General features: G+C 69.6%; 1 protein-coding gene (running past one end of the window). It reads right to left on the bottom strand.

Going from position 1 to position 15,579, the window contains the following annotated elements; all coding sequences use genetic code 11:
• A protein-coding gene (locus VZC37_RS12035) for a non-ribosomal peptide synthase/polyketide synthase (RefSeq protein ID WP_330432732.1) crosses the window boundary here: on the bottom strand, positions 1-15,579 show its 3' portion. It continues 9,420 nt past the right edge of the window; 15,579 of the gene's 24,999 nt are visible here — the last part of the coding sequence; its start codon lies off the right edge, out of view; its stop codon occupies positions 1-3.

Below are 15,579 nucleotides of genomic sequence, written 5' to 3' on the forward strand. Positions count from 1 at the left end.
TCATCTGTCGCGGCCAGGCAACCTCCGCCGGAGCTCGGGGCCGATGACCTCGAGCGCCGGGGCGTTCGCGAGACCGAGATGGTCGGATTCGACGTCGACGTTCGTGATGTCGCCGCGCACGTAGGGTGCCCAGCCTCGGGCGACCGCACTCGGGTCGGCCTTGTCCCGGGTCGCGGTGAACACGAGCAGGGAACCGTCGAACGGCTCCGGACGGAAGTCGGCCACCAAGGTCTCCCCCATCGCGAAACTGTCCATGACGCCCTGCACCTGACCCGCGTCCAGCAGACCCATCGACGCGATCTGTTCACGGACGATGGCGGCGACCTCCTCGGCCGAATCGGCGTGGACGTCGTCGTCGAGGTCGAACAGGTCACGCCACCCGCCGAGGAAGTCCCCGACGTAGTCGCCGCCGAGCGCGACCCCCGGCGGTGCGACGCCACCGGTTCCGTCCGCCGCCTGCGGCGGGATCGGAGATGAATCCATGACGCCGAGGAAGGCGACCTCCTCGCCGTCGGCGCGCAGAGCGGTCGCGATCGCGTAGGCGATGTACCCGCCCAGCGACCAGCCGAGCAGGTGATACGGACCGTGCGGGGAGACCTGGCGGATCTCGTCCAGATAGCGGGCGGCCATCTCCTCGACCGACCCGGCGCTCGGCTCGCCGGCCACCACGTGCGGGTCTTGCAGGCCGTAGACGGGGCGGTCGCCCAGATAGGGCACGAACCCGCCGTAGAACCAGGCGAGCCCGCCGGCCGGATGGATGCAGAACAATGGGGGCTGCGACCCGGCCGCGTTCAGCGTGATCAGCACCCGGCCGCCGGTGGCGGCGCCCGCATCGATCCGCGTGGCCAACCCGCGCGGCGTGGGGTCGTCGAACAACCACCCGAGTTCGACCTCGTAGCCGCGCTCGCGCAGTCCCGCGAGCACCCGCGTCGCCGACAGCGAATTGCCGCCGAGGTCGAAGAAGCTCTGGGTGGCGCCGACCCGTTCGGTGTAGAGCACATCGGCGAAGACCGCCGTCACCGCCACCTCTGTCTCGGTCGCCGGGTCGACGTGGTCGGCGCCCGCGTCGATGACCGGCTCGGGCAGCGCCCGCTTGTCGAGCTTGCCGACCGGCGTGAGCGGCAACGAGTCGAGGACGGTGAGGCTCGCGGGCACCATGTGCGACGGGAGGCTTCGCGCGACGTGGTCGCGGACGTCGCCGAGATCTGTACTCGCATCGGCCACGATGTAGCCGGCGAGGGCGGTCGCCACCGACCCACCGACCCCGATGACCACTGCCGACTCGACGGCGGGATGCGCGGCGAGAACGGCTTCGATCTCACCGAGTTCGATCCGAAGACCACGCAACTTCACCTGATCATCAGTGCGGCCGGAGTACTCGAGTACCAGCTCTCCGAGAGTGCCGCGGCGCCACCGCACCACATCGCCCGTGCGGTACATCCGTTGCCCGGCAACGCCATACGGATTCGCGACGAATCGGTTCGAGGTCAGCCCCGGGCGGTCCAGGTAGCCGCGCGACTGCGCACCGCCGGTCACGTACAACTCGCCCGGCACACCCTGGGGAACGGGCCGCAACCGGTCGTCGAGCACCTGCAGACCGACCCCGGCCAACGGTGCCCCCAACCGCACCGGCTCCCCGGCGGTCATGGGCTCGCTGATCGTGATGCCGATGGTCGTCTCGGTCGGCCCGTACAGGTTGTGGATGCGGGTGTGCGGCGACCACTCGTCGACGAGCAGGCCGGGCACCGCCTCGCCACCCGCCGCGAGCGCTTCCAGATCGGGCAGCTCCGCCGGGTCGAGGGTGGTCAGCACCGTCGGCGTCAGGAAGGTGTGGGTCACCCGATGGGTTCGCATGAAGTCCTGCAATGCGGTGCCACCCACCGCATCCGACGGCCGATATGCCAACGTGCCGCCGTTTCGCGTGGCGAGCAGATACTCCAGGACGGAGGCGTCGAAACTCGGTGACGCGAAGCCGAGGACAACCGGCGCGTCGCCGACCCGCAACCGCCTCGTCTCCTGCTCGGCGAAGTTGGCCAGTCCGGTGTGGGTGACCGACACGCCCTTGGGCCGACCCGTCGATCCCGAGGTGTAGATCACGTAGGCCACGTTCTCCGGCCGGACCACGCCGTGTCGCTCGTCAATGGCCACGGCGTTGTGCGGCAACGCATCCACCGCGTCGGCGACCGTGTCGTCATCGAGGTGAACCCAGTCGAACCGTTCGGCCGGCAGATCGACGGCACCGACGGTGAGGCCCAGGACGGCCCCGGAGTCCGCCACCATGTTGCGGACCCGCTCCGCGGGATAGTCCGGATCGATCGGCACGTAACCGGCACCGGTCTTGGCCACCGCCCAGATCGCGGTCAACAACTCCACCGACCGGCCGATCGCCAACGCCACCAACGATTCCACGCCGAGACCTCGCGAGATCAACCAGCGTGCCAGGCGATTGGACCGCGCGTCGAGTTCGGCATAGGTAACCGACGCCCCCGTGCCGTCGACGACCGCCACCCGATCACCGCATCGTGCCGCCACGTCGGCGAACATGTCAGCCAGGAGCCGCGGCGCCACACCGTCACCGCCGGACACCGGCGTCAGCTCGGCGGCCAGATCCGACGACGACAACGCGATGTCGGCGGTGACGGTGCCCGGCCGGTCGGCGACGGTCCGCAGGATCTGCACCAGAGCCGCCCCGAACACCGCCACCTGCTCGGCGTCGAACGCGTCCGGAAGGTACTTGAGCGTCACCGACATTCGACCACCGTTCATGGGCGCGGTGGCCATGTTCAGCGGATAGTGGGTCGCGTCGGCGCCGTCGTAGTCGAGGATCTCCAGCCCGCCGGTGAGTGCGGCATCGGTGGTGGACAGTGACTCGGTGTCCACCGGATAGGACTCGTGCACCGTCAGGGTGTCGAACAGCGGGCCGGCACCGCCGGTGTCGGCGAGGGGCATCAACTCGGGAAGCGACAGATGCTGGTGGTCGAGCACCGACACCTTGGACTCCTGCACACGGGCCAGCACATCGGAGATCGGCGCATCGGGGTCGACGTCGATCACGGCCGGCAGGGTGTTGATGAACAGGCCCACCATCGATTCGACACCGTCGAGGTCGGCAGGGCGACCCGAGACCGTCTCGGCGAAGGTCACCACCCGGGTGCCGGTCAAGCGCGACAACAGCACCGCCCAGGCGAACTGCAGGACCGTGGCCACCGTGGCGCCCGTGGTGCGGCCGACGGCCTCGATCGCCGCGGTGAGGTCCGCGTCGAGTTCGAGTGTGAGGTCGCGGGGCATCGCCCCGGTCGTCGCGGTGACGCCGGGCGCCACCAGTGTCGGCCCTTCCACCGGCGCGAGGACTTCTCGCCACGCCTGCACGCCGGCAGCGTGTTCGGCAACCGCGATCCTCTTCACGTGATCGGCGAAATCTGCTGTACTACTGCCGATCTGACCGGTGTACGTGGTCCCGGATGCGTACAGTGCCAGCAGGTCGGCCAGCACCAACGGTCCCGACCATCCGTCGAGCAGGATGTGGTGGTTGGTCACCACGAGGTGCGCGGTGGCGCCGTGCCGGATCACCGCGAACCTGATGAGGGGCGGCCGGGCCAGGTCGAACGGGATCCGACGCTGATCGTCGGCGACCGCGCGGACACCGGTGGCCACCGACCCGCCGTCGCCGAGCTCGATCACCTGCCATGGCACGTCGACCGATTCCGGCACGACGCCGACGACGGCACCACCGGCGGTGCGTTCGAACCCGGATCGCAGTGCCCGGTGATGACCGAACAGCGCCTGCGCCGCGGTCCGGAGCCGATCGAGGTCGATGACCCCGCCGAGTTCGAGAACCGCCTGCACGACATAGACGTCCACCGACGCGCCGCCGGACGCCGACGCCCGTTCGTACTCGAAGTGCAGACCCTGCTGCAGCGGAGTGAGTGGCCAGACGTCGGCTCCCGGTGCGCGGCGGGCGATCTCGTCCAGCTCCTGCTGGGTGATACCGGTGCCGGGCACATCCGACGGGGAGAGCCCGAGGTCGGTGCCCGACGTCACGAGGTCGACGACCGCGGCGAGTTCCTCCTGCCACCGGCGACCGATGTCGACCACGTCCGCCGCGTCGAGAACCCCTTGTGCGTACAGGAGATCCGCGGTGAGGGCACGACCGTCGCCGGAGGGCACGGTGCCCGCGTTGAGGGTCAGCACGTTCATGGCGGTCATCGCACCCGACACCGTCGCCGGCAACGAGGGTGCGGTGGTATCGACCATGAACGGCAGCACCACCGCGTCACCGGCGTTGCGGCCGCCGGCGCCGAAGAAGTTGAATCCGATCGACGGCAACCGGCATCCGGCCAGCCGCGACCCCGTACCATCCGGAACCCCGTCCTGTGCCCCGGCCGGCACCCCGTCCTGTGCCCCACCGAATCGCAGCAGACCGAAACCGATTCCCCGTTCCGGGGTGCCGAGACGTTCCTCTTTCACGGCCTTCAGGGTGTGGACGGTGTCGCCGGACGGGTCCACCAGCGTGGGCGCGATCGTGGTGAACCAGCCGACGGTTCGGGACAGGTCCGCCGACCGTGGATTCGCGCCCCGGCCGAGCACCTCGTCGTAACGACCGTGCCCTTCCACCAGCACCGAGACCGGCTCGGTGTCGGTGATGCCGCGCGAACGCTGCCAGCCGCGCACCGCACGGCCGAGGGCGGCGAGGAGGGCGTCGTTGACGTGGCCGCCGAATGCCTCCGGCACCTCTGTCAGCAACGCTTCGGTGATGTGCGGGCCGATCTCGACGCGCAGCGAGGCGACATCGGAGAACCGGTCTCGATTCCGGTCGAACGGCGCCCCGAAGTCGGTGGGCGGTCGGCCCACGCGTGCGAGCCAATGGTCGGCCTCGTCGAGATGGACCTCCGTGCGGGCGACCATCGCCTGATGCCATGCACGTGCGCTCGTGACCTCCGAACGCACCGCCACGGGCTGGCCGGAACTGAGTTGCCCCCACACGGTCACCATGTCCTCGACGAGGATCGGCCACGACACCGCGTCGACCGCGAGGTGATGGATCGCGAGAACGACCCGCGCCCTGCGCAGCCCGGCACCGTTCACCCCAGCCTCGTTCACCCCAGCCTCGTTCACCCCAGCCTCGTTCACCCCGGCACCGCTCACGAGAACCGCGGACACCAACGCCCCGACCGCCGGGTCGAGCTGTCCGAGTGCGGCGGTGTGCGCGTCGACGAGGGCGGCGTCGAAATCCACCGAGCCGACCTCGGCATCGGTGGCCAACTCGGACACCACGGCACCTGTGCCGACCCCGGCGACATGGCTCCAGACGCCATCGGTCAGCTCGAGTCGCGCCGCGAGCATGGGATGGGCGTCGACGACCGCCTTCAGCACCTGGGTCAGGTCCGCCGGTGTGAGCCCGTCCGGTGCGATCAGCACCGTGGATTGCGAGAAGTCGGCGAAATCAGCCGGCCCGTCGGACAATTCCAGCATCCAGCCGGCCACCGGCGGGATCGCCACCGCACCGACGCCGCCACCGGAGGCCTCGGCGAGCAACTCCGGCGACCCGTCACCGGATGCGACGGCACGGGCCATCGCCCGAACCGTCTTGTGCTCGAACACCTCTCGCGGGGACACAGCGAGACCGGCCGCGCGGGCCGCCGACGACAACTGGATGGAGAGGATGGAATCGCCGCCGAGCGCGAAGAACGAGTCCACCACACTGACGCGATCGACGCCGAGGACACCGGCCACCACGGCGGCGAGCAGTTCTTCGGTCGACGAGGCGGGTGGGACGTAGTCGTCGCCGGGACCCTCGATCTCGGGGACCGGCAGCGCCTTGCGATCCAGTTTCCCGTTCGCCGTCAACGGGAGCCGGTCCACACCGATGATGACGCTCGGCACCATGTAGCCCGGCACCGCCCGCGCGACGGCATCCCTGACCTGCTGCGCATCCACAACGCCGTCGGCGTCGGAGACCACATAGCCGACGAGTTGCTCACCGCGTCCGGCAATCTCGGTGACGTTCGCCGCGGCCGCGGTCACGCCGTCGACGGCGAGCAGCGCCGCCTCGATCTCGCCGTACTCGATGCGGAAGCCGCGCAGCTGCACCTGCGCATCGCCACGGCCGAGGTATTCGATGTCGTCGCCGACGCGACGGGCCAGGTCGCCGGTGCGATACATCCGCGTGCCGTCGGGTCCGGACGGATTGGCGACGAAACGCGTCGCGGAGAGTTCCGGCCGGCCCAGATAGCCCTGCGCCAGTTGGCCGCCGACCACATACATCTCACCGATGACGCCGGGCGGGACCGGATGCAGTCGGTCGTCGAGGATGTGGATCGCGAGGGAGTGCAGCGGTCGGCCGATCAGCGACGCGTCGCCGGCGGCGACCAGCGTCGGATCGAGCGGGCGGAAACTGACGTGCACCGTCGTCTCGGTGATGCCGTACATGTTCACCAGGCGAGGGGCGTCGCCTGGATTGTCCCCGCCAGGGTGATCGTCGTACCAGCGACGGACCTGGTCGAAGCTCAGTGCCTCGCCACCGAACACGATGTAGCGCAGCGGCAACGACGCAGGGTTGCGCCGACGCGCGTCGATCAGCTGATAGAACGCCGACGGGGTCTGACTCAGAACGGTGACCCCCTCGTCGGCGAGCAGCTCGACGAAGGCGTCGGGATCGCGGGCCACCGAACGGTCGACGATGACCAGCCGCGCACCGGACAGCAACGGCCCCCACATCTCCCAGACGGAGAAATCGAAGGCATACGAGTGGAACATGGTCCACACGTCGGTGTCGAGGAAGTCGAAATCGCCTGCGGCGGTGTCCATCAACGTCACGACGTCGCGGTGGGTGATCTCCACCCCCTTGGGACGGCCGGTCGAGCCGGAGGTGTAGATCACGTAGGCCCGGGAATCGGGACGCGGCGTCCGGCCCGGCGCTGTGCCGCCCTCGGCGAGGAGGTCGGCGACCCGCACTGCGGCCACGCCGGACGGCAGCACGCCGAACAGTTCGTGACCCTCGGTGTCCGCGTCGGTGATGACGACGCCGACCGCGGCGTCGGTGACGATGTACCTCAGGCGATCGACCGGGTTGGTCGTGTCCAGCGGAAGGTAACCGGCTCCGGACTTCAGCACCCCGAGGATCGCGACCATCAGATCGGTCGACCGGGCGGTGGCCACACCGACGAGGTCCCCGACTCCGACACCCCGGGTCGCCAGTGCCGCGGCGACGGCATCGGAGCGTTCGTCGAGGTCACCGTAGGTCAGCGTCACGCCGGCGGCGCTCACCGCCGCCGCGTCCCGGTGGAGCCGGACGGACTCGGCGAACAGCTCGACGAGGGTGCGATCGGTGTGGGCGGCGGGCACGACGGGCGCCGGCAGGGCCTCGAGGGTGGCCGCCTCGTCGTCGGAGATGAGGTCCAGGTCGCCGACCGGGCACGTCATGTCGTCGACGGCGCCGCCGAGAACCCGGAGGAACCGATCGGCGAGCGCCACGATGGACGATTCGTCGAACAGATCGGTGGCGTACACGATCTGGGCAGACCACCCACGACCGGCGTCGGATGTCGCGACGCCGAACATCAGGTCGACCTTCGCCGGGGTCTCGGGAACCTCCACCGGCGAGATCGTCAGCCCGTCGACGGCGACCGGTCCGATGCCGGTCGACAGCTCGGCCACGGCCGACTGGTTGAACGTCAACGTCACCTGTGCCAGTGGCGAGAATGCCTCGGAGCGGACCGGATCGAGGTCGTCGACGACTGTTTCGAACGGGACGTCGGCGTTCGCGAAAGCGGCGAGATCGTCGGCGCGGACCCGGTCGAGCAACTGCTCGAAACTATCCGACCCGTCGACCCGGGTGCGCAGCACGAGGGTGTTGACGAACATACCGACGAGGGGATCGAGGTCGCGGTGGCCGCGACCGGCGATCGGTGTGCCGATGGCGATGTCGTCGGTCGACGACAGGCGCGCGAGCAACACCGCGAGCGCGGTGTGCACGACGATGAACGGGGTGACTCCCCGATCCCGTGCCACGTCGACGATCCGGTCGGCGAGTTCGGCGGGGATCTCGTAGGAGACCTGGGCTCCCCGGTTGGTCGCCACCGCGGGACGGGCCCGGTCGGACGGGACCTCGAGGACGTCGGGCAGTCCGGCGAGTTGTTCCCGCCAGTAGGCGAGCTGCCTGCCGACCACCGAGTCGGTGTCGCCGGTGGACCCGAGTACGTCGTGCTGCCACATCGCGAAGTCGGCGAACTGCACTGCGAGCGGCGCGAATCGCGGTGCGTCACCCGCAGCCCGGGCCTCGTACGCGGCGACGAGGTCGGTCACCAACGGCAGCATCGACTCGCCGTCGGCGGCGATGTGATGGGCGACGACCGCGAGAAGCGTGTCGTCGTCGGCGATCTGATGCACCCGCACCCGCAGCGGCCGCTGCCGGGTCACGTCGAATCCGGCGACCACCGCCGCCGCCATCTCCGCCTCCGAATCGACCACTGCCCAATCGAGTTCATCGTCGATCGTCTCCGGCGAGCCGATCACCTGCCGGGGTGTGCCGTCGACCGCCGGGAACGTGGTCCGCAGCACCTCGTGTCGTGCGACGACGTCGACGACCGCGGCGCGCAACGCCGCCACGTCGAGACCACCGGAAAGACGCAGCAGCACAGGCACGTTGTAGGTCGACGACGACGGATCGAACTGGTTGATGAACCACATCCGGTTCTGCGCAAACGACAGCGGGATGTGCTCCGGCCGTGGCTGTACGGCCTGCAACGGCGCCAGTCCCGCACCGCGCCCGCTCACCCGTTCGGCCAGCATCCGGACCGTCGGCGCGTCGAACACGTCGCGCACCGAGACGTCGGCGTCGAGCAGTTCAGCCACCCTCGCCGCCACCCGGGTCGCCGACAACGAGTTGCCGCCGACGTCGAAGAAGCTGTCGATGACGCTGACCTGTTCTGCGCCCAGCACATCGGCGAAGACGGCGGCGATCAGTTCCTCGGCCCCGGTGGCCGGCGCCACATACTCGGCGGCGACGTCGATCACCGGTTCCGGCAACGCCCGCCGGTCGAGCTTCCCGACCGGGCTGCGCGGCATCTCCTCCAGCACCGTGATGCTCGAGGGCACCATGTGCGTCGGCAACCGGTGGGCGACGAAATCGCGGAGATCCGCGACGGCGACCGGCGTGCTGGTCACGACGTATCCGGCGAGAGCGGTGGCGACCGATCCGCCCAGGCCGATCACCACGGCGGATTCCACATCCGGATGACTTGCCAGCACGGACTCGATCTCGCCCAGTTCGATACGCAGGCCACGTAGCTTCACCTGGTCGTCGCTGCGACCCTCGTACTCGAGGACCAGGAGCCCGTCGAGGTCCCGGCGCCACCGGACGACGTCACCGGTCCGATACATCCTCGCGCCGTGGTCGAACGGGTTCGCGACGAATCGGCCGGCGGTCAACGCCGAACGACCGAGGTAGCCACGGCCGAGCGCATCGCCGACGACGTAGAGTTCCCCGGGCACGCCGACCGGGACCACACGCAGCCGCGAATCCAGCACGACCATGCCGACACCGGGGATCGCACCCCCCAACGTCACCGTCTCCCCGGATCGCAAGGGGGAACGGCTCATCGACACGACGACGGTCGTCTCGGTGGGGCCGTACGCGTTGAAGAACGCCACCCGGTCACCCCACCGGTCGACGAGCCGCTGCGGTACGGCTTCTCCGCCCGCCGCGAGGGTGGTCAGACCCAGAACCGCGTCGGGGTCCAGGGTGGCCAACACGGTCGGGGTCAGGAAGGTATGTGTGATCTGTTGTGCACGGATGAACTCGGCGAGCTCGTCGCCGCCGAGTGCGGTGTCCGGACGGTACACGAGGGTGGCGCCCGACCCCATGGCCATCAGCCACTCGAGCACCGAGGCGTCGAAACTCGGCGACGCGAACGCCAGGACCCTCGACTCCGCGGTCACACCGAATCGGTCGATCTCGGCCACCCCGAAATTGACCAGACCGCGGCCGGTGACGGCGACACCCTTGGGTGTGCCGGTGGAACCGGAGGTGTAGATGACATACGCCAGGGCATCGACGGACAGGCCACTGCGGAGTTCTGCGTCTCGCACCGGCGTGGCCGACAGCGCGTCCAGTTGGCCGGCGACCTCGGGATCGTCGAGAACCGACCACGTCACACCGTCCGGCAGCGTTCCGCGGTGGCGCGACGTGGTGAGGCCGATCGCGGCCCCGGAGTCGGTCAGCATGTGGGATATCCGATCGACCGGATACCCCGGGTCGATCGGGAGGTGCGCGGCCCCGACCTTCGCGGCCGCCCAGATCGCGGTGAGCAGATCCGCCGAGCGGCCGATCGCCAGGGCGATCAGCGAGTCGGTACCCACACCTCGCGCGATGAGCCATCGCGCGAGGCGATTCGCCCGTGCCTCGAGTTCGCCGTAGGTCAGCGTGGTGCCGGCAGCGTCGACGACGGCCGTGCGGTGTGTGAAGCGGGTCGCCGCGTCGGCGAACAGGTCGGCGAGCAACTGCGGTCGGGTGCCCGGACCGCCGGTGACCGGTGACAGCTGGGCGGCCTCGTCGGCGGGCAACAGATCCAGGTCGCCGACGAGGCGGTCGGGGTGGACCGTCATCTCGTCGAGGAGGCGCAGCATCGAGTCGGCGAACCCGACGACCGTCGACTCCTCGAACAACGAACGGGCGTAGGTGAATTCGAGCGTCATCGGGTTCTGCGAGGTCCGGTCGACGAGGCTCACGGTCAGGTCGAACTTGGCCGCCTGATCCGGTAGCTCAAGGGGTCGCGCCCGCAGGCCGGCCAGTTCGACGGCGCCCGCGTCCGGCGTCCCCGCGACATGGGCGAACGCGATCTGGACGAGCGGCGCGAACGCGGTGGACCGCTCCGGCGACAGTTCCTCGATCAGATCCTCGAACGCGACATCGGCGTTGGCGAAGGCGTCGAGGTCGACGGTCCGCACGTCCGACACGAGATCGGCGACGGTGGCCTCCGGGTCGACATGGGTGCGCAGCACCAGCGTGTTGACGAACATGCCGACCAGGTCGGCGACGGCCGCCTCGGTGCGTCCGGCGATGGGGGTACCGATCACCACATCGTCGGTGGCGGCGAGACGGGCGATCAGCATCGCCAGCGCGGCATGCGATGTCATGAACACGGTCACGCCATGCGTGGTGGCGAACTGTTCGATCTGCCGGGTCAGCGCAGCACCGACCGGGATCGACACCGTGCCGGCGGTGGTGTCGAGCACGGCCGGTCGCGGACGGTCCATCGGGAGGTCGGTCACCGACGGCAGCGCCCGCAGATGTGTCCGCCAGTGATCCATCTGCCGGCCGAGCGGACTCGCCGGGTCGTCGATGGTGCCGAGCGTCCGTCGTTGCCACAGCGCGTAATCCGCGTACTGGACCGCGAGATCCGCATCGAAGGCGGCCGTTGCCTCGACCCGCGCGCGGTAAGCGGCCAGCAGATCGGCGACGAAGACCGGTGTCGACGCGCCGTCGAACGCGATGTGGTGCACGGTCAGCACCAGATCGTGCCGGGTGGCCCCACGCGGTCGAATCCGACCGCGGATCGGCATGTCGGTGGTGAGGTCGAAACCACCGGTCGCCGACTCGGAGAGCGCGGCGTCGGTGTCGGCGACGGCCCAGTCGAGCTGTGCGCGTGCCCGCTCGGCACCGAGGATCACCTGGTGCGGCCCGTCGGCGTCGGCCGGGTAGACGGTGCGGAGCACCTCGTGGCGTTCGATCACGTCCCCGAGCGCCCCGGTGAGGGCGGTGATGTCCAGAGAACCGCTGAGTTCCAACGCCATCGGGATGTTGTACGCCGACGACTCGGGGTCGAAGCGGTTGATGAACCACATGCGGGACTGTGCGGTCGACAAGGGTATCCGAGACGGCCGGGGTGTCGCCGTCAACGGGACCACGGTGCGGTCCCGATCGGACAGGGCGACAACGAGTTCACGCACGGACGGGGTGTCGAACAGGTCGCGCACGGTCACGTCGACGCCGAGCAGGTCAGACACCCGGGCGGCGACGCGCATCGCCGACAGCGAGTTGCCGCCGAGGTCGAAGAACCCGTCGGTGACACCGATCCGGTCGACTCCGAGCACGTCGGCATAGATGGCGGCGACGACCTCTTCGTTCTCGGTGGTCGGTGCGACGTACTCGTCGGCCTCGAACACCGGCTCCGGCAACGCCTTACGATCCAACTTGCCCGAACTGTTCAACGCGATGTCATCCAACGCCACCCACACCGACGGACGCATGTACTCCGGCAACGCCGCAGCCACCACACCCCGCGCCACCGACACATCCACCGACCCCGGCGACACATACGCCACCAAATGCTGCGCCCCCGTCGGCGCCACCACCACCGCACACGCCGCATGCACCACACCCGGCACCGACGCCACCACCGTCTCGATCTCACCCAACTCGATCCGCTGCCCCCGCAACTTCACCTGAAAATCCGTACGCCCCAAATACTCGATCTCACCCGCGGCACCCCACCGCACCAAATCCCCCGTCCGATACAACCGCGACCCCGCCACCCCAAACGGATCCGCCACAAACCGCTCCGCAGTCAACCCCGACCGCGTCGCATACCCCCGCGCCACCTGCACCCCACCGACGTAGAGCTCACCCGGAACCCCCGGCGGCACCAACCGCAACCGCCCATCCAACACATACGTCCCCGTATTCCACACCGGCACACCGATCGACACCTCACCGTCGACGGTGGTCACGTCGACGTGGGTCATCTCGACGGTGGTCTCGGTCGGCCCGTAGGTGTTGAGAATCGTTGCGCTGGGCAGCAGTTCGTGGGCACGACGGACCAGGGCCGGCGGGAACGTCTCCCCGGAGGAGAACAGCCAGCGCAGGGAGTCCAGCGCGGCCAACCGTTCCGGCGGGACGATGTCGAGGAACACCGACAGCATGGACGGCACGAAATGCGCTGATGTGACGCCGGCCTCGGCGATCACATCGGCCAGATAGACGGGATCGGCATGCCCGCCCGGCCGCGCGATCACTACGGTCGCGCCTGACATCAGCGGACCGAACAGCTCAGGCACCGACACGTCGAACGTGAACGGTGTCTTGAGGATCACGCGGTCGCCGACGTTCCACGGATAGTCCGCGAGACCCCAGCGCAAGCGATTGAGCACCGCGCTGTGCGGCAGTACGACGCCCTTGGGACGTCCGGTCGAGCCGGAGGTGAACAGTGTGTAGATCGCGTCGTCGGGCCGCAGCGCCACCACACGTTCGGTGTCACTGATCGGCGCTGTGTCCGGGTCGACGTCTGCGGCGGTGTCCACCCGAATCACCCGCAGGTCGACGTCGTCACACCACCGGGGTGGTTCCGTCGGGCCGAGGACAACCATCTCGACGCCCGCGGTGTCGACCATGTAGCGCACCCGATCACTCGGCGCCGTCGGGTCGATCGGCACGTACTGCGCACCGGCGGCGACGATCGCGTGGATCGCGACCACCATGTCCACCGAACGCTCCAGCGAAACCCCCACCGCCCCACCGGGGCCCACGCCCAGCGCGATGAGCCGCCGGGCGATCTCCGCGACGCGCGCACCGAACTCGGCGTAGGTCACCGATCGCGCGCCGTCGATCAGTGCCACCCCGTCGGGGGTCGCCGCCACCTGGGCCGCGACCGCGTCGGCGACCGACCGATCGGACACGTCCACGTCCGGACCGGCGGAGAAAGTCAGGACCTTCGCTCGCGTCTCGTCGGTCAGCAGATCGACATCCCCGACGGCGGTGGCCGGGACATCGGTGAGCTCGGTCAGGACGCGGACGAACAGTTCCGCCATCCACGCGACGGTCGCCTCGTCGAACAGGTCGGTCGCATAGGTGACCGAACCGGACCACGCGTGTCCGGGCGCCGCCGAACCGACCGTGATCGACAGGTCCAGCTGGGCGGGGATCTCGGCCGGTGGCAGTGCGGTCACCTCGAGCCCCGACACCGAGATGTCCGCGTCGGTGACCGACGCGCTCGGATCGAACGAGAGCATCACCTGGGCCAGCGGGGCGAACGCCTCCGACCGCACGGGGTCGAGCTTCTCGACCAGCGCCTCGAACGGGACGTCGGCGTGGGCGAAGGCATCGAGATCGGTCCGGCGGACACGACCGAGCAACGAGGAGAACGATTCTCCGAGCTCGACCCGGGTGCGCAGGACCAACGTGTTGACGAACATGCCGACGAGCGGATCGAGGGCCGCTTGACCGCGACCGGCGACCGGGGTCGCGACCGCGATGTCGTCACCGGCCGACAGGCGGGCGAGCAGTGCGGCCACCGCGCCGTGCACCACCATGAACGGTGTCACGCCGTGGTCGGCGGCCACCGCGGCGACCCGTTCGCCGACGTCGGCGGGGACGTCGAACGAGTGCCGGGCACCCCGGTGGGACGCGACGGATGGGCGCGGCCGGTCGGCGGGCAGGACGATCGCATCCGGAAGTCCCGCGAGTTCCTCGGTCCAATAGGCCAATTGGCGGCCGACCAGGGAGTCCGGATCGTCCGGGGAGCCGAGGACGCGGTGCTGCCAGATCGCGTAGTCGGCGAATTGCACATCCAACGGCCGGAACCCCGGTTGGGCGCCGCTGCTGCGTGCGACGTAGGCGGTGACCAGATCCGAGACCAGCGGCAGCATCGACTCACCGTCGGCCGCGATGTGGTGGGCGATGAGACCGAGGACGTGCTCGCGCTCGTTCGTGCGCCACAACCGGACGCGCAGCGGCTGATCCGTCGTCACGTCGAACCCGGTGGCCACCGCGTCCTGCAGGTCGCCCGGAGTCTCCACGACGGCCCAGTCGAGCCCGTCGGCCACGGAGTCCGCGGAAGCGATCACCTGCATCGGGACACCGTCGACGGCCGGGAAGGTGCTGCGCAGCACCTCGTGCCGGATCACCACGTCGGTGACCGCGTCCCGCAATGCCGCGACGTCGAGTTCCCCGTGCAGTCGGAGCAACGCCGGGACGTTGTATGTCGGTGCGTGGGTGTCCATCTGGTTGATGAACCACATCCGCGCCTGCGCGAACGACAACGGGATTCGCTCCGGCCGCGGGGTCACCGCGGCGACCCGTTCGAGGCTCGCCCCGCGGCCACCGACCGCTGCGGCCAGCTCACGCACGGTCGGTGCGTCGAAGACGTCACGCACCGACACCGCCACACCGAGGGCGTCGGCGGTCCGCGCGGCCACCCGGGTCGCCGACAACGAGTTGCCGCCCAGGTCGAAGAAGCCTCCGGTGGCGCCGACCCGATCGAGATCGAGGACCTCGGCGAAGACCGCCGCCACCGTCTGCTCCGCGAAGCCCTCGGGTGCGACGTACTCCCCTGCTGCCTCGATCACCGGTTCGGGCAGGGCACGCTTGTCGAGCTTGCCGACGGGTGTCAGCGGCAGCGCGTCGAGCACGGTGACACTCGCCGGCACCATGTGCGCGGGCAACCGGCGGGCGACGAAGGCCCGTAGGTCGGCGACATCGATGTCGGTGCCGGCCACGGCGGGCACCACATAGCCGGCGAGTGCGGTGGCCACCGACCCGCCGACGCCGACGACCACCGCGGTGCCGACCGAGTCATGCGCGGC

Origin of the sequence: Gordonia sesuvii (assembly GCF_036350415.1) — a bacterium.
Taxonomy (GTDB): Bacteria; Actinomycetota; Actinomycetes; order Mycobacteriales; family Mycobacteriaceae; genus Gordonia; species Gordonia sesuvii.